This is a genomic window from Serratia liquefaciens ATCC 27592 (assembly GCF_000422085.1).
GTDB lineage: Bacteria > Pseudomonadota > Gammaproteobacteria > Enterobacterales > Enterobacteriaceae > Serratia > Serratia liquefaciens.
This window is the reverse complement of record NC_021741.1, coordinates 3893732-3916921: the sequence shown is the minus strand read 5'-3', so window position 1 is coordinate 3916921 and position 23190 is coordinate 3893732. Positions and strand designations below refer to the sequence as shown.

23 protein-coding genes and 1 pseudogene are annotated in these 23190 nt (G+C 55.9%); 20 read left to right on the top strand and 4 right to left on the bottom strand.

The features are described 5' to 3' along the window. Positions 1-36 precede the first annotated feature (36 nt). The 9 genes from M495_RS18310 (at position 37) to sseB (ending at position 7568) form a co-directional block, all read left to right on the top strand. Positions 37-1251, top strand: a complete 1215-nt coding sequence (locus M495_RS18310) for an IscS subfamily cysteine desulfurase (RefSeq protein WP_020828165.1) — start codon at positions 37-39, stop codon at positions 1249-1251. A 24-nt stretch (positions 1252-1275) separates the two neighbouring features. Next, on the top strand, positions 1276-1662 hold the full coding sequence (gene iscU, locus M495_RS18305; RefSeq protein WP_020828164.1) for a Fe-S cluster assembly scaffold IscU: 387 nt from the start codon (positions 1276-1278) through the stop codon (positions 1660-1662). Positions 1663-1787: 125 nt separating this feature from the next. After that, complete coding sequence (gene iscA, locus M495_RS18300) at positions 1788-2111, top strand: iron-sulfur cluster assembly protein IscA (RefSeq protein WP_004952089.1); 324 nt, start codon at positions 1788-1790, stop codon at positions 2109-2111. 62 nt (positions 2112-2173) lie between these two features. Beyond that, entirely contained in the window at positions 2174-2695 is a 522-nt protein-coding gene (hscB, locus tag M495_RS18295) for a co-chaperone HscB (RefSeq protein ID WP_020828163.1), read from the top strand. A gap of 150 nt (positions 2696-2845) precedes the next feature. Further along, entirely contained in the window at positions 2846-4696 is a 1851-nt protein-coding gene (gene hscA / locus M495_RS18290) for a Fe-S protein assembly chaperone HscA (RefSeq protein WP_041415599.1), read from the top strand. A gap of 2 nt (positions 4697-4698) precedes the next feature. Then, positions 4699-5034 carry an ISC system 2Fe-2S type ferredoxin gene (gene fdx / locus M495_RS18285; protein ID WP_004952086.1) on the top strand — a complete coding sequence of 112 codons (336 nt, stop codon included), beginning with the start codon at positions 4699-4701 and terminating at the stop codon, positions 5032-5034. A gap of 32 nt (positions 5035-5066) precedes the next feature. Then, a complete protein-coding gene (gene iscX, locus M495_RS18280) occupies positions 5067-5267 on the top strand; it encodes a Fe-S cluster assembly protein IscX (protein ID WP_020828161.1) in 201 nt (66 codons plus the stop codon). An 83-nt stretch (positions 5268-5350) separates the two neighbouring features. Further along, positions 5351-6646, top strand: a complete 1296-nt coding sequence (gene pepB, locus M495_RS18275; RefSeq protein WP_020828160.1) for an aminopeptidase PepB — start codon at positions 5351-5353, stop codon at positions 6644-6646. Between the two features lie 91 nt (positions 6647-6737). After that, positions 6738-7568, top strand: a complete 831-nt coding sequence (sseB, locus tag M495_RS18270) for an enhanced serine sensitivity protein SseB (protein WP_020828159.1) — start codon at positions 6738-6740, stop codon at positions 7566-7568. Positions 7569-7625: 57 nt separating this feature from the next. Here the strand turns inward: sseB and M495_RS18265 are convergent, their stop codons facing one another. The 3 genes from M495_RS18265 to M495_RS18255 all read right to left on the bottom strand — a co-directional run bounded on the left by M495_RS18265 (position 7626) and on the right by M495_RS18255 (position 11411). Then, positions 7626-8810: a MalY/PatB family protein gene (locus M495_RS18265; protein WP_020828158.1), complete on the bottom strand. Its 1185-nt coding sequence runs from the start codon at positions 8808-8810 to the stop codon at positions 7626-7628. A gap of 1 nt (position 8811) precedes the next feature. After that, on the bottom strand, positions 8812-10251 hold the full coding sequence (nhaC, locus tag M495_RS18260; RefSeq protein WP_020828157.1) for a Na+/H+ antiporter NhaC: 1440 nt from the start codon (positions 10249-10251) through the stop codon (positions 8812-8814). A gap of 122 nt (positions 10252-10373) precedes the next feature. Further along, the gene (locus M495_RS18255) at positions 10374-11411 is read right to left on the bottom strand and encodes a LacI family DNA-binding transcriptional regulator (RefSeq protein ID WP_020828156.1); all 1038 of its coding nucleotides are present in this window, start codon (positions 11409-11411) and stop codon (positions 10374-10376) included. A gap of 370 nt (positions 11412-11781) precedes the next feature. Between M495_RS18255 and ndk the strand changes: the two genes are divergently transcribed. The 11 genes from ndk to M495_RS18200 all read left to right on the top strand — a co-directional run bounded on the left by ndk (position 11782) and on the right by M495_RS18200 (position 22897). After that, the gene (ndk, locus tag M495_RS18250; protein ID WP_004952077.1) at positions 11782-12207 is read left to right on the top strand and encodes a nucleoside-diphosphate kinase; all 426 of its coding nucleotides are present in this window, start codon (positions 11782-11784) and stop codon (positions 12205-12207) included. 237 nt (positions 12208-12444) lie between these two features. Beyond that, positions 12445-13641, top strand: coding sequence for a bifunctional tRNA (adenosine(37)-C2)-methyltransferase TrmG/ribosomal RNA large subunit methyltransferase RlmN (locus tag M495_RS18245; protein ID WP_020828155.1), 1197 nt, complete (start codon positions 12445-12447; stop codon positions 13639-13641). A gap of 85 nt (positions 13642-13726) precedes the next feature. Next, complete coding sequence (pilW, locus tag M495_RS18240) at positions 13727-14476, top strand: type IV pilus biogenesis/stability protein PilW (protein ID WP_041414833.1); 750 nt, start codon at positions 13727-13729, stop codon at positions 14474-14476. Then, entirely contained in the window at positions 14466-15443 is a 978-nt protein-coding gene (gene rodZ / locus M495_RS18235) for a cytoskeleton protein RodZ (RefSeq protein ID WP_020828153.1), read from the top strand. The genes pilW and rodZ overlap by 11 nt, the downstream gene beginning before the upstream one ends. 47 nt (positions 15444-15490) lie before the next feature. Continuing rightward, positions 15491-16612: a flavodoxin-dependent (E)-4-hydroxy-3-methylbut-2-enyl-diphosphate synthase gene (gene ispG, locus M495_RS18230; RefSeq protein WP_020828152.1), complete on the top strand. Its 1122-nt coding sequence runs from the start codon at positions 15491-15493 to the stop codon at positions 16610-16612. Positions 16613-16750: 138 nt separating this feature from the next. Beyond that, positions 16751-18025, top strand: a complete 1275-nt coding sequence (hisS, locus tag M495_RS18225; RefSeq protein WP_020828151.1) for a histidine--tRNA ligase — start codon at positions 16751-16753, stop codon at positions 18023-18025. A 13-nt stretch (positions 18026-18038) separates the two neighbouring features. Then, entirely contained in the window at positions 18039-18659 is a 621-nt protein-coding gene (locus M495_RS18220; protein WP_020828150.1) for a YfgM family protein, read from the top strand. An 11-nt stretch (positions 18660-18670) separates the two neighbouring features. Next, entirely contained in the window at positions 18671-19852 is a 1182-nt protein-coding gene (bamB, locus tag M495_RS18215; RefSeq protein WP_020828149.1) for an outer membrane protein assembly factor BamB, read from the top strand. Positions 19853-20106: 254 nt separating this feature from the next. After that, entirely contained in the window at positions 20107-21594 is a 1488-nt protein-coding gene (gene der, locus M495_RS18210; RefSeq protein ID WP_020828148.1) for a ribosome biogenesis GTPase Der, read from the top strand. A gap of 99 nt (positions 21595-21693) precedes the next feature. After that, positions 21694-22650, top strand: a complete 957-nt coding sequence (locus M495_RS18205; protein WP_020828147.1) for an AEC family transporter — start codon at positions 21694-21696, stop codon at positions 22648-22650. Positions 22651-22663: 13 nt separating this feature from the next. Beyond that, positions 22664-22897, top strand: a complete 234-nt coding sequence (locus tag M495_RS18200) for a zinc ribbon domain-containing protein (protein ID WP_041414830.1) — start codon at positions 22664-22666, stop codon at positions 22895-22897. A 76-nt stretch (positions 22898-22973) separates the two neighbouring features. Here M495_RS18200 and M495_RS26055 read toward each other — a convergent pair. Continuing rightward, positions 22974-23098 (bottom strand): annotated as a pseudogene (locus M495_RS26055) (peptidase M4 family protein); the annotation flags it as partial. Between the last annotated feature and the right edge of the window lie 92 nt (positions 23099-23190).

Sequence of the window (23190 nt, the reverse complement as noted above, 5' to 3'; positions counted from 1 at the left end):
TTAGTTTTTGGAAGTGATGTACGGAGCACAAGAGCAATGAAATTACCGATTTATCTGGATTACTCAGCAACGACGCCGGTTGATCCGCGCGTCGCTGAGAAAATGATGCAGTTTTTGACTCTGGACGGGACTTTCGGTAACCCGGCTTCCCGTTCCCACCGTTTCGGGTGGCAGGCGGAAGAAGCGGTAGATATCGCCCGTAACCAAATTGCTGAACTGGTTGGCGCTGACCCGCGCGAAATCGTGTTCACTTCCGGAGCAACCGAATCCGACAACCTGGCGATTAAAGGCGCTGCCAATTTCTATCAAAAGAAAGGCAAGCACATCATCACCAGCAAAACCGAACACAAAGCCGTGCTGGACACCTGTCGCCAGCTCGAGCGTGAAGGCTTTGAAGTGACCTACCTGGCACCGCAAAGCAACGGTATCATCAGCCTGCAAGCCCTCGAAGCCGCGATGCGCGACGACACCATTCTGGTTTCGATCATGCACGTGAACAACGAAATCGGCGTGGTGCAGGATATCGAAGCGATCGGCGAAATGTGCCGCGCACGCGGTATCATCTACCACGTTGATGCGACCCAGAGCGTGGGCAAACTGCCTATCGACCTGAGCAAGCTGAAAGTCGATCTGATGTCCTTCTCCGGCCACAAGATTTATGGCCCGAAAGGTATCGGTGCGCTGTACGTGCGTCGTAAACCGCGTATCCGTATCGAAGCCCAGATCCACGGCGGCGGTCATGAGCGCGGTATGCGTTCAGGTACGTTGCCAGTGCATCAGATCGCCGGTATGGGTGAAGCCTACCGTATCGCCAAAGAAGAAATGCCGACCGAAATGGCGCGCCTGCGTACGCTGCGTGACCGCCTGTGGAACGGCGTGAAAGATATGGAAGAAGTGTATCTGAACGGCGATCTGGAACACGGCGTTCCTAACATTCTGAATGTCAGCTTCAACTATGTTGAAGGTGAATCGCTGATCATGGCGCTGAAAGACCTTGCCGTCTCTTCAGGCTCCGCCTGTACCTCCGCTAGCCTTGAGCCATCTTACGTGCTGCGCGCGTTGGGTATGACCGACGAGTTGGCGCATAGCTCGATCCGTTTCTCCCTGGGGCGTTTCACCACGGAAGAAGAGATCGATTACACCATTCAACTGGTGCGTAAATCCATTGGCCGTCTGCGAGACCTGTCTCCACTGTGGGATATGTTCAAGCAGGGCGTGGATATCAACAGCATCGAATGGGCACATCATTAATTCTCAGGATTCAGGAGCAAGGTCATGGCTTACAGCGAAAAAGTAATCGATCACTATGAAAACCCGCGTAACGTGGGTTCTTTCGACAACGAAGATCCTAGCGTCGGTAGCGGTATGGTTGGCGCACCGGCTTGTGGCGACGTCATGAAGCTGCAGATCAAGGTCAACAATGAAGGCATCATTGAAGACGCGCGTTTTAAAACGTACGGCTGCGGTTCCGCCATTGCTTCCAGCTCGCTGGTGACCGAATGGATGAAAGGCAAATCTCTTGATCAGGCCGAAGCGATTAAAAACACCCAAATCGCCGAAGAACTGGAATTACCGCCGGTAAAAATTCACTGCTCTATCCTGGCGGAAGACGCCATTAAAGCAGCGATTGCCGACTACAAGAGCAAACATAACGCCAAGTAATTCTTGTGTAGGGGCGCTGTATGCCGCGCCCGCATTGATTGGGGCGAATATATTCGCCCCCTACACCGGTTAGCCCCCCAACATCGGTTTTGCTACAGGTTGGGAATATTGAGTATGAGGTTGTGATGTCAATTACCATGAGCGACAGCGCTGCGCAGCGTGTTCAGGCATTTATGAATAACCGCGGCAAGGGTCTTGGCCTGCGTCTGGGGGTGAGAACCTCTGGCTGCTCCGGGATGGCGTACGTGCTGGAATTTGTTGACGAAATGAACGATGACGACATCGTTTTTGAAAACAAAGGCGTTAAGGTGATCATTGACGGCAAGAGCCTGGTCTACCTTGACGGCACCGAGCTTGATTTCGTTAAGGAAGGCCTGAACGAAGGCTTCAAGTTCAACAACCCCAATGTCTCAAGCGAGTGCGGCTGCGGCGAAAGTTTCAACGTCTGACAGTCCGTCAAGCTCCCCCGCCGGCGCGGGGGAACTTCATCCGATAAAGCCCAGAGCACGCTATGGATTACTTTACTTTATTCGGGCTGCCAGTTCGCTATCTCGTGGACGGCAGCCTGCTTGCATCTCGCTATCAGGATCTGCAACGCCAATTCCATCCCGATCGCAATGCTCTCCAGCCGGAACGCGAACGCCTGATGGCGTTGCAACAGGCGGCGACTATCAATGAAGCCTACCAAACGCTGAAGCACCCATTAAAACGCGCAGAGTATATGTTATCTTTGCACGGTTTTGATTTGGGCAACGAGCAGCATACCCTGCGGGATACCGCTTTCCTGATGGAACAGCTGGAATTGCGTGAAGAGCTCGACGCCATTGAGCGCAAAGCGGAGGCGGAAAGCCTGCTGGCCGACTTTGGCGCGCGGGTGAACGAAACGGTCAAACAGCGCACTGCGCTGATGGTGCAGCAGCTGGATAACCAGCAGTGGCCCGAGGCCGCCGATACCGTGCGTAAGCTACGCTTTTTGGACAAACTCCAGCAACAGGTTGAACAACTCGAAGAAAAACTGCTGGGTTTTGAGTAATTCTTTTCATTTATACCCAAAATAATTGGAGTTGCTTGTAGGCGGCAACTGAGTGAATCCCCAGGAGCTTACTCAAGTAAGAGACTGGGGTGAGTGAAGGCAGCCAACACCCAAGCAGCTTCAAGTATGAAGGATATGGGAAGCTTCAATATGGCCTTATTACAAATTAGTGAGCCCGGCCTTAGCGCCGCGCCGCACCAGCGCCGTCTGGCTGCCGGTATTGATTTAGGCACCACCAACTCTCTGGTCGCCACGGTGCGCAGCGGGCAGGCGGAAACGCTGGCCGATGCTCAGGGGCGCGATTTACTGCCCTCGGTGGTGCACTATCAGGCTGATACCTTGCGTGTCGGTTGGGATGCGCGCCAGCAGGCCGCACAGGATCCCGCCAACACCATCAGCTCAATCAAACGCATGATGGGCCGCTCTCTGGCCGACGTACAGCAGCGTTACCCGAACCTGCCGTACCAGTTCCAGGCCAGTGAAAACGGCTTGCCGATGATCCTGACCGCCGCCGGACCGGTTAACCCGGTAGGTGTTTCCGCCGATATCCTCAAAGCGCTTGCCGCGCGTGCGCAAACCGCGCTGGAAGGGGATTTGGACGGCGTGGTGATCACCGTTCCCGCATATTTTGACGATGCACAGCGCCAGGGCACCAAGGACGCTGCGCGTCTGGCCGGGCTGCACGTGCTGCGCCTGCTGAACGAACCTACGGCGGCAGCGATTGCCTATGGCCTGGATTCCGGGCAGGAAGGCATTATCGCGGTTTACGATTTGGGCGGCGGCACCTTTGATATTTCCATTCTGCGGCTGAGCCGCGGCGTGTTCGAAGTGTTGGCCACCGGCGGCGATTCCGCGTTGGGCGGCGACGACTTTGACCACCTGCTGGCCGATTGGCTGCGGGAACAGGCCGGCGTGGCCGACCGTAGCGATCATGGCGTTCAGCGTCAACTGCTGGACGCGGCCATTGCCGCCAAGATAGCACTGAGTGATGCCGACAGTGTGAGCGTGGAAGTTGCCGGTTGGCAGGGCGAAGTGACGCGAGCACAGTTCGACGCCTTGATCGCCACACTGGTTAAACGCACCCTGATGGCTTGTCGCCGTGCGCTGAAAGACGCCGGCGTCAATGCTGAAGACGTGTTGGAAGTGGTGATGGTTGGCGGTTCCACTCGCGTACCTTTGGTGCGTGAGCAGGTAGGCGCGTTCTTTGGCCGCACGCCGCTGACTTCGATTGATCCCGATAAAGTGGTCGCCATCGGTGCCGCCATTCAGGCCGATATTCTGGTGGGCAACAAACCGGACAGCGACATGCTGCTGTTGGATGTGATCCCGCTGTCGCTGGGTCTGGAAACCATGGGTGGTCTGGTCGAAAAAGTGATCCCGCGCAACACCACCATTCCGGTGGCGCGTGCCCAGGAATTCACCACTTTCAAAGACGGCCAAAGCGCGATGATGATCCACGTGCTGCAGGGTGAGCGTGAGCTGGTGCAGGATTGCCGTTCGCTGGCGCGCTTCTCGCTACGTGGCTTACCGCCGCTGCCTGCCGGTGGCGCGCATATTCGCGTCACCTTCCAGGTGGATGCCGACGGCCTGTTGAGCGTTACCGCGATGGAGAAATCCACCGGCGTTGAGGCTTCGATTCAGGTTAAACCGTCGTATGGCCTTTCCGATGCCGAAATCGCCGGTATGATCAAAGACTCGATGGCCAATGCGCAGAGCGATGTCGTCGCACGCAAACTGGCAGAACAGCGGGTTGAGGCGTCTCGGGTGCTGGAAAGCCTGCAGGGCGCACTGGCAAGCGATGCTGCTTTACTGAGCGAGGCCGAAAGTACGGCGATCGCCGCGGCGGTGGAAGCTTTGCAACAGGCGACGCAGGGCTCCGATCCTGCCGCTATCGAAGCCGCAATAAAAACATTAGATGCACAAACGCAAGACTTTGCCGCGCGCCGCATGGATGCTTCCATTCGCCGTGCGCTGGCTGGCCATTCTGTGGATGAGGTTTAATCATGCCTAAAATTGTTTTCCTGCCCCATCAAGATTTATGCCCGGAGGGGGCGGTACTGGAAGCTGAGCAAGGGGAGTCAATCCTCAACGTTGCACTGCGCAACGGTATCGAAATTGAGCACGCCTGCGAGAAATCCTGCGCCTGCACCACCTGTCACTGCATCGTACGCGAAGGCTTTGACTCTCTTGAAGAGAGCAGCGAGCTGGAAGACGACATGCTGGACAAGGCCTGGGGTCTGGAGCCGGAAAGCCGCCTGAGCTGCCAGGCGCTGGTGGCCGACGAAGATTTGGTGGTCGAAATGCCGCGTTATACCGTTAACCATGCGCGTGAGCATTAATTGCTAGCCGCGGCGCAGAGCTGGAGATAATAATGGGACTGAAGTGGACCGATAGCCGTGAAATCGGCGAAGCCCTGTACGACCAATACCCGGATACCGATCCGAAAACCGTACGTTTTACCGACATGCATCAGTGGATTTGCGATCTGGAAGATTTTGACGACGATCCACAGGCTTCCAATGAGAAAATACTGGAAGCGATCCTGCTGGTCTGGTTAGATGAAGCGGAGTAAATAGCGTAACGGGCTGCCATAGGCGGCCCGTTTATTTTGTATCCGACACGATTAATAAAAGAATAATCCGGAGTAAGAAGGCTATGACAACTGAATTCATGCAGGTAACGCTGTCGAACCAACCTGCCGACGCTCGCTGGGGCGAGAAAGCGCTGCTGAGCACTGATGGTCGAGGAATGACCATTCACCTGACCGGCAACGACAAGCTGGGGGGCATCCAGCGTGCCGCCCGCAAGATTGACGGCCAAGGTGTCAAGAACGTCAAACTGGCCGGCGATGGCTGGGATCTGGAGAACAGCTGGGCGTTCTGGCAAGGTTTCCGCGGACCGAAAGGCAAGCGCAGCGTCGAATGGGCAGAGCTGCCGGAAGCGGAACGCAAAGAGCTGGAACAGCGTCTGAAGATTGTTGACTGGGTACGCGACACCATCAATATGCCGGCGGAAGAGCTGGGGCCGGAACAACTGGCTACGCGCGCGGTTGATCTGATGTGTGACGTTGGCTGCGATGCCGTCAGCTATCGTATTACCAAGGGTGAAGATCTGCGCGAGCAAAACTACGCCGGTATTCACACCGTGGGCCGGGGTTCCGATCGTTCACCGGTGCTGCTGGCACTGGACTTCAACCCGACCGGCAACCCGGAAGCGCCGGTATTTGCTTGCCTGGTGGGCAAAGGCATCACCTTTGACACCGGTGGCTACAGCCTGAAGCAAAGTGCCTTTATGGATTCCATGAAAGCGGATATGGGCGGGGCGGCCACCATTACCGGCGCACTGGCGCTGGCGGCGGCACGTGGTCTGAAACAGCGCGTGAAACTCTATCTGTGCTGCGCCGATAACATGGTTAGCGGTAACGCCTTCAAACTGGGCGACATCATCCGTTATCGTAACGGCAAAACCGTTGAGGTTATGAACACCGATGCGGAAGGGCGCCTGGTACTGGCTGACGGACTGATCGATGCTTCTGCACAAAACCCTGAGTTGATCATCGACTGCGCCACCCTGACCGGTGCGGCGAAAACGGCGGTGGGTAACGATTACCATGCGTTGTTCAGCTTCGATGATGCTTTGGCACAGGAACTGCTGACCAGCGCGGCTGCCGAGCAAGAGCCTTTCTGGCGCCTGCCGTTGGCTGAGTTCCACCGCAGTCAACTGCCGTCCAACTTTGCTGAACTGAACAATATTGCCGGTCCGGCCTACACTGCTGGTGCCAGCACCGCGGCTGCATTCCTGTCGCATTTTGTGCAGAATTATCAGAAAGGCTGGTTGCACATTGACTGCTCCGCCACTTACCGTAAGGGCGCGGTGGATCAATGGTCTGCCGGTGCGACCGGTCTGGGTGTGCGTGCCCTGGCCAACCTGTTGCTGAGCAAAGCCAAATAATGGCATGCCCGCCTTGGCGGGCGGCTTGAACGTCGTTTTATTGTCGGGGCCCAGCATGCTGGGCCCCGTTATTTGATTGCTGGAGTTTGTCATGAGTTCTCACCATCACGATACCGCCACAGGCGAAAACGAACTTGAACGCCTGCTGAAGCTGGCGGTGACCGAGCCGGCCCATCGCCCGGCGTTTTTCCGTGAGTTGCTCGACGCGACGGTGTTGATCCTCGGTGACAGCGAACAGGTACAGCATGGCGGTGACATCACGCTTAACGCCGATACGCCGGTGAATATTCAGCACTGGGAAAAACAGGACGGCGGCAGCATCATTCCGTTTTTTAGCTCGGTAGAAGCGCTGCAAAAGGCCGTTGAAGACGAACAGCCGTTTATCGCCATGCCGGCGCGGGTATTGTTCGAAATCACTCAGGGCGCGGATCTGTTCCTCAACCCTAAGGCCGAGTACGGCAAAGAGTTTTATCCTGAAGAAGTGGCAATGCTGCTGGCCACCGGTGGCGTAGCCAAACCGGCGGAACGTTATATCGACAAGGATACCCAGATCCTGTTGGGTCAGCCGGAGGAGTACCCGTCGGCGATGGTCGATGCCTTGACCACGCTTTTCAGTCAACGCAAGCCGGTACGCCGTGCGTTTTTGGCACTGATGCACGATCAGGCGGTCGACGAAAAACCAAATCTGTTGGTCGGACTGGAAGTGGACGGTGAGCCGGCGGAAATTGAAGCGCTGATCAACGAAGCCGGAAGCGTTGCCAGCGAAACTGCGCCCAACGACGAGCCGGTAGATTTTTGTCTGGTCTCTGAAAAGGAGCGTGGGGTCAGCCATTACCTGATCACCCATACCCAACCCTTCTACCAGCGCCGCTGGGGCAGTTGGCTGCGTAATATCATTCCTTCGACCGATAAAACCCAGTAATCCTGCTTTTCGCTACCGGCGCACATTCTGCCGGTAGCGCTTGCTTTTTCCTGCTGATCAAAGCGACGGTTTTAATCGCGCAAGCCCTGCAATGGCGCTTTCAAGATATTGACGCGGGCAGCCGAGATTGAGGCGGATAAACCCTTTTCCCTGTTCGCCAAAGCTGACGCCCATGGAGGCAGCAATTTTTGACTGGTGGATCAGCGCCTGTTGAAGCGCATTGTCATCCAGGCCCAAAGCGCGACAATCCAGCCAAGCAAGATAGGTGCCTTCGGCCCGGGTCATTTTGCACCAGGGGGCGGCATAGGCTAAGGCCTGTTCAAACCAGCGCCGGTTGTTTGCCAGATATTGCTGCAGAGCATCAAGCCAGTTTTCCCCTTGCTGATAGGCGGCCGTGGCGGCGGTCATCGACAGCGCATTGAAGACATCCAACCCATGGGCATTGAGGCGTTCGACAAACGCATTTCGGGTTTGATCGTTGGGGATCAGGAAGTTTGAGATGCGCAGTGACGACAGGCCAAAGCTCTTGCTGGCGGAAGTCGCAGAAATCACATGGTCTTGCCAGCTCTCGTCCAGATGCAGCACGGAGGTGAAGGTCTCGCCAGGCAGCAGCAGATCGGCCCAGATTTCATCGGAGATAACCGTTACGCCATAGCGGCTGCACAGCGTCATCAACTGCGTCAGTTCGTCGCGGGTCCAGCACCGGCCCGTTGGGTTATGCGGATTGCACAGCAGCAGCAACGGGGGCTTGCGCTGTTCAAAACACGCCTCCAGATGATCGAAGTCGAATTGATAGCCTTGCGGGCCGAGGGCTAAAGGATTTTCAAGCACCTCTCTGCCGTTCAGGGTAACGATCTTGGCAAAAGATCCGTAGTACGGCCCCTGGATCACGATCGGATCTCCGGGCTGGCTTAGCAGTTGGATCAGGATCGCCAGACCGGGAACCACGCCTTCGATGGAGGTGAACCACTCCCGCTGCAAAGGCAACTGGTGCCGTTTTGAGAACCAATCCATCACCGCCTGGTAATACTGGTCATCGCGTTCGCTGTAACCGAATATGCCGTGTTCAACGCGGTGATGCAGCGCCTGTCGGACTTCCAGCGGACACTGAAAGTCAAAATCGGACACCCACATCGGCAAAAGATCGGTTTCATCGAGCTGCAGATAGCGGTCGATAAAGTCCCATTTCACCGAGCCGGTGTGGTGGCGGTTGATGATCTGGTTAAAATCGGTTTGTTTCACGTCAGGCTTCCTTACGCTGTAAATCTTGCTGTGGCTGTATCTTGGCAATGCCGAAACCGGTAAATCCGTAAATCAGGGCGAATACTACGGCGGCGTAGCATTGGATGGCCCAGGGCAGCAAATCCAGCGTGCTGACCCCCAGGGTGGTCGCCATATAAATGCCTGCGGCGGTCCACGGAATTAACGGTTCGATGACGGTGCCTGCATCTTCTACGGTCCGCGACAGGTTTTTATTGTCCAGGCCCATGCGGCGATAGGCGCCTTTGAAGAGTTCAGCGGGGATCAGCAGCGCCAATTTGCCGTCGCTGGTGGCGCCGGTGACCAGAATGGTGGTTGCAACCGTTGCGGCGATCAGTTGGCCGGTAGTGTGAACCACTTTCAGCAGCCGATTGATGATGACGGTCAATGCCCCGGTCAGGGTTAATGCGCCCGCAAAGGAAAAGGCGCAGAAGACCAGCAGGATGGTGCTCATCATCGAAAACATACCGCCCCGGTTGAGCAGGCGAGGCACATCTTCGACGATACCGTTGATGCCGTGCCCTTGAGTGGCAAACATTGAAAGGTTAAAACCATCCATCAGCGCATTTAAGCCTTGTTGCAGACTGAACCCCTGCAGAAGTACGCCGATGGCGATAGCCAGCGCACAGGCTGCCAGCATGACCGGGATCACCGGGCGTTTGGTCACCGCGCCCCACAGCACCAAAACCGGGGGCAGGATTAGCAACAGGTTGAAGTGATAAAGGCTCTCTAGCGCCGTCACGATCTCGGTGACTTTTTCCGGTGTAGCCACGCTGCCGACGGCGCTGGTGTGTCCGGCAATAAGATACACCACCGCCGCTAAAATGAAGCTCGGAAGCGTTGTATACATCAGGTGCTGGATATGGCTGTAAAGGTCGGTGTCCGCAACGATGGCCGCGAAATTGGTTGAGTCAGACAATGGGGAGATTTTGTCGCCAAAATAGGCCCCGGAAACGACGGCGCCCGCGGCGGCGGCCAATGGCACATCCAGCCCGGCGGCTACGCCCATCAGCGCGACCCCGACGGTGCCTGCTGCCCCCCAGGATGTACCGGTACACACGGAAATCACGCTGGTAATGAAGAACGCGGCGATCAGGATATATTGAGGGCTGATCAGTTTGAGCCCCCAATAAACCATATAAGGAATGGTACCGCTGAACATCCAGGTGCCGATCAGCCCGCCCACGCAAATCAATATCATAATCACCGGCATGGCTTTGGCCAGTTTGGCGACGATGGAATCAATGATGTCGTCCCAGCGGTAGCCCTGCCAGTAGGCCAGCGCAGCGGCAATGCCGGCGGAAGCCAGCAGCAGCGGTTCGATCCGCAGACCCAGTTGGCCATAGCCTATGATAAGCAGCAACAGCATGGCCACAATGGGGAGCATCGCTAACCCCAGGTTGAGCTTCTTTTTGTCATTCATTTACAACTCCGGTTAAGGATGGGGAAGTGACGCAAGCCTAATGAATTTGCCGTGATGAGGTGTGAGCGCGGGCCATTGGCGATGTAATCGGTTACATGAAGGCGCGTTATGTGAGAGAACTCTCACTTGGCAGCCTTGTTTTCTTCAAATGGGGGATTTTTTTCCACAAAGGCCACCGAGTCCCGCAGGATCAGCTCAGCGGAAAACCGATTGTTCTGCGGCGTAACGGCGGTGCCTGAATTGAGTTGCAGCGCCAAATTGGCCGCGCGTCGGGCCATTTTCTCAATCGGATAATGCACGGTGGTCAATGGCGGGTGGAGGTATTTTGCCAGGGCTACGTCATCGAAGCCGACAATCGAGATATCTTCGGGCAGGTTCATCCGCCGCTGGCGAAAGGTGCGCATCATGCCGGCGGCCATTACGTCGTTGAATGTCAGCGCGGCGGTAAAAGCCTGCTTACTGGAGAGGATTTTCTCTGCCGCTGCTTCACCCCCTTGCTCATTGAAGGGGACGCTGATGATCCAATCCCCCGGCACCGCAATCCCGGCTTCGGCCATCGCGGTTCGATATCCCTCGAGACGCTGCTTGCGGTCATCGATCGGCAGATCTGTGGTGATGCAGGCAATGTTGCGGTGTCCGCGCTCGATGAGCATTCGGGTGGCAGCCTGAGAAGCGCTGACGTTGTCCAGCCAGATGCAGCGATTGGCGATGGCGGGCAAATAACGGTTGATCACCACCATCGCCGGAGTGTGGGCGGCATAACGTAGAATATCGGCATCGCTCATGCGGGTGACGTGGGCAACAATCGATTCGCAGCCTTGATTGATCAGGAAATCCAGGCCGTTTTTCTCCAGTTCGGCCTGATGGCCACCGCTGCAGACCATCAATTTTACACCGTCTTTGCGCGTGATATCTTCCACGCCTCGGGCTAGTCGCGAGAAAAACGGATCGTCGAGGTTACCGGTCAGCAACCCCAGCATATTGCCGCTGCGTTTCGCCAGCGCCAGCGCGGCGGCATTTCGATGATAGTTAAACTCGCGCATGGCTTTTTCAACGCGTTCACGGGTGACGGGTTCAACATAAGCGGTGCTGTTGATCACCCTGCTGACGGTGGCGGTGGAAACGCCAGCGCGTCGGGCAACGTCTTTCATGGTGGCCATATCATTTCCTGCTGGTTTCGCGGCTGCCGAAGTGGGCGGAGCCAAGTCTGGATGATTTTTATTATCTTTTTGTTTTAAAAGAATATAGTCATAAACTCAACTCAGAGTGTCACGCACTGTGATCGGCATGGCAGTTCGTTGTGAAGCAGGGAAGGGTCGGTAACGGCAGCGCGTTTTGAGACTCGGTCCGTATGAGTTCGTACAACCTGTGCTCTGGGCCGCAAAGTGAAGAATCAGGATAATAATTTTTTAATGAAATGTTGATTTTCCCGTAGGCAAGCGTTAACGGCACACATATAATCTGCGCCACTTGAGAAGGCCGGCACCTGTTTTCAGACCGGCCTGTTTTGGAAGTTATACAGAGGCCATCATGACCGTAGAACGTACCTTTTCCATCATTAAACCAAACGCTGTAGCTAACAACGACATCGGCGCAATCTATGCTCGCTTTGAGCGTGCCGGTTTCAAAATCATCGCATCCAAAATGCTGCGTCTGACTCGCGAACAAGCCGAAGGCTTCTACGCTGAGCACAAAGGCCGCCCATTCTTCGATGGTCTGGTTGAATTCATGACCTCTGGCCCGATCGTGGTTCAGGTTCTGGAAGCGGAAAATGCAGTACAGCGCAACCGTGACATCATGGGCGCAACCAACCCAGACAACGCTCTGGCCGGCACTCTGCGTGCTGACTACGCGGACAGCTTCACTGCCAACGCCGTACACGGTTCTGACGCAGTAGAATCTGCTCAGCGCGAAATCGCTTACTTCTTCAACGAAAGCGAAATCTGCCCGCGTTAATTGCTGTCATTTCGACGCTGAAGTATGGCATTCACTGGCTGAAACAATAAAAATGCCCTGAATGCCTTTCAGACGTGGAAAGCAGCTACTAAAATTTGTACAATGCCGCGCCCCTGATGAGTCATCTTGTCAGGGGCGCGCTTTTAGCGCCGTCGCCCGATTTTTATGGGCTGAGCGACGCACTTACTTTCCACTCTTTCGCGCCATAAAGTGTAACAACGAGGCCAGAGATCAATTATGTTAGAACCCATCACGTCCGAGCACATCGTGTCTGAAAATAATTCGCTGACTACTCAATCCGTTAACGCGGAAAAACCGGCTGTGGCCAAAATTAATCTGCTGGATCTGAACCGTCAGCAAATGCGTGAGTTTTTCGCCAAAATGGGCGAGAAACCCTTCCGTGCCGATCAGGTGATGAAGTGGATGTACCACTATTGCTGCGATGATTTTGAGCAGATGACCGATATCAACAAGGTCCTGCGCAATAAATTGCAAAGCGTCGCCGAAATCCGTGCGCCAGAAGTGGCGGAAGAACAACGCTCAGCCGACGGCACCATTAAATGGGCTATCAAGGTGGGCGATCAGCAGGTCGAAACCGTGTATATCCCGGACGGCGACCGTGCGACCCTGTGTGTTTCTTCCCAGGTGGGTTGCGCGCTGGAATGCAAATTCTGTTCGACCGCTCAGCAGGGCTTTAACCGCAACCTGCGCGTGTCGGAAATCATCGGCCAGGTGTGGCGTGCGGCGAAAATCATCGGTGCACTGAAAGTCACCGGCGAGCGCCCGATCACCAACGTGGTGATGATGGGCATGGGTGAGCCCTTGCTTAACCTGACCAACGTGGTGCCGGCGATGGAAATCATGCTGGATGATTTCGGTTTTGGCCTGTCAAAACGCCGCGTGACCCTGTCGACCTCGGGCGTAGTGCCTGCGCTGGACAAGCTGGGTGATATGATCGACGTCGCGCTGGCGATCTCGCTGCATGCGCCGAACGACAAGATCCGCGATGACATCGTGCCGATCAACCGCAAATACAACATTGAGACCTTCCTGGCTGCGGTACGCCGCTATCTGGAAAAATCCAACGCCAATCAGGGCAGGGTGACGGTCGAGTACGTGATGCTGGATCATATCAACGACAGCACCGACGACGCACACCAACTGGCGGAAGTCCTCAAGGACACGCCATGCAAGATCAACCTGATCCCATGGAACCCGTTCCCGGGCGCACCTTACGGCCGCAGCTCCAACAGCCGCGTGGATCGTTTTTCCAAAGTGTTGATGGAATACGGCTTTACGACTATTGTTCGTAAAACCCGTGGTGACGATATCGATGCCGCCTGCGGGCAACTGGCGGGTGAAGTGATCGACCGCACCAAGCGTACCCTGAAAAAGAAAATGGCCGGGGAACCTATCACCGTGCGTGCGGTCTGAATCCTATAGCATGATTTTTGTTATCTTACAGTCTGTTATGTGAAAAGACGTCAAGGTAACATCTGACAAGGAAATGAATGCAGGCATGAAGCTGATTCTGTGGGGTACGTTGCTGGCGGCCGGGTTACTGGCCGGTTGTTCCGGTTCAGCGCCGGAAGAAAAAGACGCGCTGCCTGAAGCCAGTCAGACGCGATTGCAACTGGGTCTGGAATATCTGAAGCAGGGCGATTTAAACGCCGCGCGCCAGAATCTGGAGAAAGCGGCAGACGCCGCCCCACAGGATTACCGTACCCAATTGGGTATGGCGCTCTACGAGCAGCGGATTGGCGAGAACAGCGCGGCTGAACAGCGTTATCAGCAGGCGCTCAAACTTGCGCCGAACAATGGCACAGTGCTGAATAATTACGGTGCGTTTCTTTGCAGTTTAGGGCAGTATGTACCGGCACAACAGCAGTTTAGCGCAGCAGCCGTGGCACCGGATTACGGTCAGGTTGCCGACAGCCTGGAAAACGCAGGTTACTGTTTTCTCAAAGCCGGACAAAACGACGAGGCACGTATTTTGTTAACACGTGCTTTGAAGATCGATCCGGACAAGGGCACTCCACTGTTGGTGGAGGCAGAAAAGCAATTTGGAGAAGGGAAGCGCGCACAGTCGCAACTTTTATTGGATAGTTATCAACATGTTCTGCCGGCCAGCGCCGACAGCTTATGGTTACAGATTCGTTTCGCCGCGTTAGCCGGGCGCCAAGATAGCGTGCAACGTTATGGCAAGCAGTTATCGCGAAGTTTTCCACAATCCAAACAGTACCAGCAGTTCTTAGCTAATGAATACTGAAGCCTCCCAAGATAAAACCGTATCAATGACGACAGGCGAACGTCTGCGTCAGGCCCGTGAACAACTCGGGTTGAGTCAACAGGCCGTTGCAGAACGCCTGTGCCTCAAAATGTCTACCGTGCGCGATATTGAAGAAGACAATCTGTCCGCAGACCTGGCTTCAACCTTCGTGCGTGGTTATATCCGCTCTTATGCCAAGCTGGTGCGTTTGCCAGAGGATGAACTGCTGCCGATGCTGGCCAAGCAGGCGCCGTTGAAGGTCGCGAAAGTGGCTCCGATGCAAAGCTTCTCTCTGGGCAAGCGCCGTAAAAAACGCGACGGCTGGCTGATGAGCTTCACCTGGTTGATCGTTTTCGTGGTGGTCGGCTTGACCGGTGCCTGGTGGTGGCAAAATCACAAGGCCCAACAGGAAGAGATCGCCACCATGGCCGATCAATCTTCTGCCCAGCTTTCACAGAACAATGAAGGCCAATCCGTACCGTTGACCGACAGCAATGCCGACAACAGCGCACCTTTGGCCGACAATGGCTCCACACCGGTTGACACCGGTGCGGGCGCAGCAGCACAGCAATCACAGACTCCGGCCGTGACCGGCAGTGCAACCGCGCAGCAGCCTGCGGTGGTTTCACCAAGCCAAACCACGTTGCCTGAGACAACGCCTGCGGCGCCAACCGCACCGTTGCCGACTGCAGATGCGGGCGTAGCTGCACCGGCGGTTGATCCTAACGCGCTGGTGATGAACTTCACCGCCGACTGCTGGTTACAGGTGACTGACGCCAGTGGCAAAACGTTGTACAGCGGTAGCCAGAAGAACGGCGGTAAGCTGAGCCTGGCGGGCACCGCGCCTTATAAACTGACCATTGGCGCACCGGCCGCAGTACAGATTCAATATCAAGGTAAGCCGGTTGATTTAAGCCGGTTTGTTAAGTCAAACCGTGTTGCTCGTCTGACCGTTGCCGCGCAGTAATTGCGCGGCCATTGTCGTTAAGTCAGAGCAACAATGGAGAGTAAGTAATGCATAACCAATCGCCCATCATCCGTCGAAAATCAACGCGAATTTACGTCGGCAATGTGCCTATTGGTGATGGTGCGCCGATTGCTGTGCAGTCGATGACTAACACCCGTACTACCGATGTCGAAGCCACGGTCAATCAGATTAAAGCGCTGGAGCGCGTGGGCGTCGATATCGTCCGCGTTTCAGTCCCCACCATGGATGCCGCCGAGGCATTCAAGCTGATCAAGCAACAGGTCAACGTGCCGCTGGTCGCCGATATCCACTTCGATTACCGCATTGCGCTGCAGGTGGCTGAATACGGCGTAGACTGCCTGCGTATCAACCCGGGCAATATCGGTAACGAGTCGCGTATCCGTTCAGTTGTGGACTGCGCACGCGATAAAAACATCCCAATCCGTATCGGGGTGAACGGCGGCTCGCTGGAGAAAGACATCCAGGAAAAGTACGGTGAACCTACGCCGGAAGCCCTGCTTGAATCCGCCATGCGCCACGTTGATATCCTCGATCGCCTCAACTTCGACCAGTTCAAGGTCAGCGTCAAGGCTTCCGATGTGTTCCTGGCGGTGCAATCCTACCGGCTGCTGGCGGCGCGTATCGATCAGCCGCTGCATCTCGGCATTACCGAAGCCGGTGGCGCACGCAGTGGTTCGGTCAAGTCGGCGATTGGCCTGGGTCTGCTGCTGTCGGAAGGCATTGGCGATACCCTGCGTATCTCGCTGGCGGCCGATCCGGTGGAAGAGGTCAAGGTCGGTTTCGACATTCTGAAGTCGCTGCGTATCCGCGCTCGCGGCATTAACTTCATCGCGTGCCCGACCTGTTCACGTCAGGAGTTTGACGTTATCGGTACGGTGAACGCGCTGGAACAGCGCCTGGAAGATATCATCACACCGATGGACATTTCGATTATCGGCTGCGTGGTCAATGGGCCGGGCGAAGCGCTGGTGTCCACGCTGGGCGTTACCGGCGGCCATAAAAAGAGCGGCTTCTACGAAGACGGCGTGCGCCAGAAAGATCGTTTCGACAACGAGCAGATGATTGACCAGCTGGAAGCCAAAATTCGCGCCAAGGCGTCGATGATGGATGAGAGCAATCGCATCTCGGTCAACCTGCTGGAAAAATAAGCATTATACCGATACGGCGGGCTTTTTAGCCCGCTTGTTTATGAACCCGGGAGCAGAACTCTGCATTCGCGTTGAATACGGGACGGCAAAGTCCCTATAATCGGGTTCATTTTTATAGACAACGGACAGAGAACTCACGTGGCAAAGAACATTCAAGCCATTCGCGGCATGAACGACTACCTGCCGGAAGAAACGGCATTATGGCAGCGTATTGAAGGCATCCTCAAGCAGGTGCTGAGCGGCTACGGTTACAGCGAAATCCGCTTGCCGATTGTAGAGCAGACCCCGTTATTCAAACGCGCGATCGGCGAAGTGACCGACGTCGTAGAAAAAGAGATGTATACCTTCGACGATCGCAATGGCGAAAGCCTGACGCTGCGTCCGGAAGGGACCGCTGGTTGCGTTCGCGCCGGCATCGAACATGGTCTGCTGTACAATCAGGAGCAGCGTCTTTGGTACGTCGGTCCGATGTTCCGCTACGAGCGTCCGCAAAAAGGCCGCTACCGTCAATTCCACCAACTGGGTGCCGAAGTGTTTGGCCTGCAGGGCCCGGATATCGACGCCGAGCTGATCCTGCTGAGCGCCCGCTGGTGGAAAGCGCTGGGCATCGCTGATCACGTTAAACTGGAGCTGAATTCCATCGGCTCACTGGAAGCTCGCGCCAATTACCGTGATGCTTTGGTGGCGTTCCTGGAACAGCATCAAGACAAGCTGGACGAAGATTGCAAACGCCGCATGTACAGCAATCCGCTGCGCGTGCTGGACTCCAAAAATCCGGAAGTGCAAGCATTGTTGAACGATGCGCCGCGCCTGTCCGAGTATTTGGATGAAGAATCCAAAGCCCACTTTGAAGGCCTGTGTGAACTTTTGGCCCAGGCAGGTATCCCATATACCATCAATGAACGCCTGGTGCGCGGTCTGGACTATTACAACCGTACGGTATTCGAATGGGTGACCACCAGTCTGGGCGCTCAGGGGACGGTGTGCGCCGGTGGCCGTTATGACGGTCTGGTCGAGCAACTGGGCGGTCGTGCAACGCCGGCAGTCGGTTTCGCGATGGGTCTGGAGCGTTTGGTGCTGCTGGTTCAGGCGGTTAACCCAGAGTTTAAAGCTCCGGCAACCATTGACGTGTACGTGATCTCTTCCGGTGCCGGTACGCAGAGCGCGGCGATGCAGTTGGCTGAACGCGTTCGCGATGCCGCGCCGCAGTTGAAACTGATGACCAACTACGGCGGCGGTAACTTTAAGAAGCAGATCACCCGTGCGGATAAATGGGGCGCGCGCGTTGCCTTGATCCTGGGCGAGAACGAAGTCGCAGCCGAGCAGGTGGTCGTCAAGGACCTGCGCAGTGGTGAACAAGAAACGCTGGCGCAGAGCGAAGTCGCTGTGCGTCTGGCTTTGATGTTAGGTTAAGGAGAAGGACACCGTGGAAGTCTATACCACTGAAAACGAACAAGTCGACGCCGTGCGTCGGTTCTTTGCCGAAAACGGCAAAGCGCTGGCAGTGGGCGTGGTGCTCGGAATTGGTGCCCTGGTCGGCTGGCGTTACTGGCAGAGCCACGAGAACTCCAACATGATGATTGCGTCCCAATCTTATCAGGAAGCCAGCGATCGTCTGGCGGTCGGTAAACCGGACGACGTGGCCGCTGCGGAGAAGTTCGCCCAGGCCAACAGCAACAGCTACGGCGTGATGGCCTCGCTGGAACTGGCGAAGCATTTTGTTGAGCAGAACGACTTTGCCAAAGCGGACCAACAGCTGGTGCTGGCTCAGGGCCAGACCAAAGATGAAAACCTGCTTTCGATGATTAACCTGCGTCTGGCCCGTGTGCAGTTGCAGGAGAAAAAGCTGGATGAAGCGCTGAAAACGCTGGATGGCGTGAAAGGCGAAGGCTGGGCGGCGATGGCGCAGGATACGCGCGGCGACGTGCTGTTGGCCAAAGGCGACACCAAAGGTGCGCGCGAGGCGTACAGCAAAGGCATTGAGTCTAACGCTTCTCAGGCGCTGCAGGTTCTGCTGCGCATGAAATTGAATAACTTGTCCAGCTAAGGGGAATTCCCATGCAATTGCGTAAAACACTCTTGGTCGGACTGGTTTCCGTTGCCTTGTTGAGTGGTTGCTCACTGTTCAACAGTGAAGAAGACGTGGTTACCATGTCGCCGCTGCCGAAAGTTGAAAATCAGTTCACGCCAAGTAAGGCGTGGAGTACCTCGGTCGGCGACGGCGTCGGTGAGTTCTATTCTCACCTGCGTCCTGCTTTCCAGGACAACACCATTTATGCTGCCGATCGCCACGGTCTCGTGAAAGCGATGGATGCCGATAGCGGTAACGAAAAATGGAAGGTTGATATCTCCGAGAAGACCGGCTTCTTCTCCAGCAACCTGCCGGCGCTGCTGTCGGGCGGTATGGCTGTTGCGGGCGACAAAGTTTATGTCGGCAGCGAGAAAGCCGTTGTTTATGCTCTGAACACCGCTGACGGTAAGGTCGCCTGGCAGACCAAGGTGGCCGGTGAAGCGATTTCGCGTCCGGTGATCAGCGACGGCATGGTACTGATCCATACCTCTAACGGTCAATTGCAGGCGCTGAATGAATCTGATGGCGCAGTGAAGTGGACGGTTAACCTGGATATGCCTTCGCTGTCGTTGCGCGGCGAGTCTGCTCCGGCCGTTGCCTTTGGCGCAGCCATTGTCGGCGGTGATAACGGCCGCGTCAGTGCCGTGCTGATGCAGCAAGGTCAGCTGATCTGGCAGCAGCGTATTTCCCAGCCTAGCGGCGCGACCGAAATCGATCGTCTGAACGATGTCGACACTACGCCGGTGATTGTTGAAGGCGTTGTCTACGCATTAGGTTACAATGGCAACCTGACGGCGCTGGATCTGCGTTCCGGCCAGATTTTGTGGAAACGTGAACTGGGCTCGGTAAACGACTTTATCGTTGATGCAGGCCGCATTTACCTGGTCGATCAGAACGATCGCGTGGTAGCGCTGAGCACCGAAGGTGGCGTCACCGTATGGACGCAGAGCGAGTTGTTGCACCGCAACCTGACCCCGCCAGTGATGTATAATGGTTACCTGGTGACCGGTGACTCCGAAGGTTACCTGCACTGGATTAACACCACGGACGGCCGTTTTGTTGCCCAGCAGGAAGTGGATAGCTCCGGCTTCCTGTCTGCGCCGATGGTAGCCGGCGATAAGCTGGTCATCCAGGCGAAGGGCGGAAAAGTTTACGCTTTCACCCGCTAACGCCGCTCGTCGTGACCCTTCTTGCACCCGAAAGCTTTCGGGTTGCAGCCAGGCGGCAAGCGCATGAGTCCTCGGGAGCTTAGTGAACTAAGTGACCGGGGCGAAGGTGCGCAGACAACGCCGCTGTGGCGCGAAAGATGAAGGGGAAAACGGCTCCTGAGTGTTCAGGGGCCGTTTCGTATTTTATAAGCTGCACTTCTGGTGTCTATCCATAGTGCAGTAACGCATTGATTATTAAGTAATGAGGCTTCACAATGATACCTGTCGTCGCGCTAGTTGGGCGCCCGAATGTGGGTAAATCCACCTTGTTTAACCGTTTAACACATACGCGCGATGCGCTGGTGGCGGATTTCCCCGGGCTAACGCGAGACCGCAAGTATGGTCGTGCAGAAGTTGAGGGCAATGAATTCATCATCGTCGATACCGGGGGTATTGACGGTACCGAAGACGGCGTTGAAACCCGCATGGCTGGCCAGTCGCTATTGGCGATCGAAGAAGCAGACATCGTGCTGTTTATGGTCGATGCCCGCGCCGGTCTGATGCCTGCCGATCAAGGCATCGCCCAGCATCTGCGCAACCGCCAGAAAGCCACCTTCCTGGTCGCCAACAAAACCGACGGCATGGATCCAGACATGGCCACCGCCGATTTCTACTCGCTGGGGCTGGGTGACGTGCATGCGATTGCCGCTTCCCACGGTCGTGGCGTGGCGCAGCTGATCGAACACGTGCTGGTGCCGTTTGTCGGTGAAAAACCGGAAGAAGTCGAGCTGACCGAAGAAGAGGCTAACGCTGCTTATTGGGCCGAGCAAGAAGGTGAACTGCCTGAAGACGAGGAAGAAGAGCCGGAAGACGACTTCAACCCGCAAGATTTGCCGATCAAGCTGGCAATCGTTGGCCGTCCTAACGTTGGTAAGTCCACACTGACTAACCGTATCCTCGGCGAGGAGCGTGTGGTGGTGTACGACATGCCGGGCACCACCCGTGACAGCATTTATATCCCGATGGTCCGCGACGAGCGCGAATACGTGCTGATCGACACCGCCGGGGTGCGTAAACGCGGCAAGGTAACGGAAACCGTAGAGAAATTCTCGGTAATCAAAACCCTGCAGGCGATCGAAGACGCAAACGTTGTGCTGCTGGTCGTCGATGCGCGCGAAGGCATTTCCGATCAGGATCTCTCGCTGCTCGGCTTTATCCTCAATAGTGGGCGCTCACTGGTGATTGCGGTCAACAAGTGGGATGGCATGAGCGAAGAAGATCGTGAGCACGTCAAAGAGATGCTCGATCTGCGCCTGGGCTTTGTCGACTTCGCCCGTGTGCACTTCATTTCCGCTTTGCACGGCAGCGGCGTGGGTAACCTGTTCGAATCGGTACAGGAAGCTTACGAGTGCGCGACGCGTCGCGTGAACACCTCGATGCTGACCAAAATCATGCAGATGGCTGCCGATGACCACCAGCCACCGTTGGTGCGTGGCCGCCGCGTGAAGCTGAAATACGCGCACGCCGGTGGGTACAACCCGCCGATTGTGGTGATCCACGGCAACCAGGTAACCGATCTGGCCGACTCGTACAAACGCTATCTGATGAACTACTTCCGTCGTTCTCTGAAAGTGATGGGTACGCCCATTCGCATCCAGTTCAAAGAGGGTGAAAACCCGTTCGCCGGCAAGCGCAACCTGCTGACGCCGAACCAGATGCGTAAACGTAAACGCCTGATGAGCCACCTGAAGAAAAGCAAATAATCAGTACGAGGGGCGCGGTAACCATACCGCGCCCCTTTTTTATTGCGCCGAAATCGTTTTATTATCTGAAGATTACCGCCGTCAGCCTGAAGGAACACCATGTCCTGGGAAACCTGGAGTTTTGCGTTCAGCGTCACCGTACCCAATCTGTTAATGATGTTGCTGGGCGTGCTGCTACGCCACTGGCGGATGATGGACGACCGCTTTATTGATGGCGCCACGCGGTTGGTGTTCAATCTGGCGCTGCCTTGCTTGCTGTTCTTCAGCATTGCCACCAATCATCCGCAACTGCTGGGTAACCTGTCGCTGGTGATCTACGGTGCGGTCGGCACCGTCGCCACTTTCCTGTTGCTGGAGATAGCCGCCGTCTGGCTGGTGAAAGAACCGCGTGAGCGCGGCGTCTTTGTTCAGGGTGGTTTCCGTGCCAATACCGCCATCGTCGGCCTGGCTTATGCCATGACCGCTTATGGCAGCGAAGGGGTTGCGTTGGGGTCGTTATACCTGACGGTCACGGTGATCCTGTTTAACGTATTGTCGGTGGTGACCCTGACCCGCAGCCTGCAGGGTGGAGAGGGTAAGAAGATCAGCCGGCTGTCGCTGTTGCGCAGTATCGTCACTAACCCGCTGATTATCGGCCTGGTGTGTGGGTTGCTGTTCGCCCAGACCGGGCTGGAAATCCCACAGGTTATCCGGCAAACCGGCAGCTATATCTCAGGGTTGTCGTTGCCACTGGCGCTGCTGTGCACCGGTGCCAGCCTGGATTTGCGCGCCATGTTCCGCTCGTCCAATGTGGCGGCGCTGTCCTCCAGTGCCAAACTGTTTCTGGTGCCGATATTGATGACGTTGGGTGGCTGGCTATGCGGTTTCCAGGGCGCGGCATTGGGGATTATCTTCCTGTTCTCGGCCACGCCAACCGCCTCCGGCAGTTATGTCATGACGCGCGCCATGGGCGGCAATGCCACGCTGGCGGCGAACATTATCGCCATCACCACCGTCGGGTCGTTTTTCACCACCGCGCTGGGGATCTATTTCTTACGCTCATGGGGCGTAATTTAACTCGGGAGAGTCTATGGAAGCGCTATGTCCGCAATGTCACCAGGCAATGCAGTGGGTGAAGGGTCACTATCATTGCGAAGCCTGTCACCGCGATTATCGCCAGTTGGCAGAGTGTCCGGAATGCCAGCAGCCGCTGCAAGAATTGAAGGCCTGCGGCGCGGTAGATTATCTATGCCAAAACGGTCATGGGCTGATATCGAAAAAGCGCGTGTTGTTCAGCTATATACCTTGGGTAGAGGGCGAATAAATTCGCCCTGATTAACTCGCCGTTGCGTCCCTAACTTTAGAACCGTTCACTCATCGACCTGACCGGTTTTCCAAAGGTCGATCAATGCCTGCGGAGCGCCTTCCCAGGAAAAACCACCCAGTGCGGCGGCCTCAGATAGGAGGCGCGCTTTGGAATGCCGGAGTTAAGTTGTACGCCGCCGTTATCCTCTTTGGTCTTTAAATCAGTCTACAGGTCTACATTGTTGGTTGGCTTAGCAAGCACATAAAGCCGAGTCGGTGGCTGATTGATAGGAACCGCTGTGAGAAGTTTGG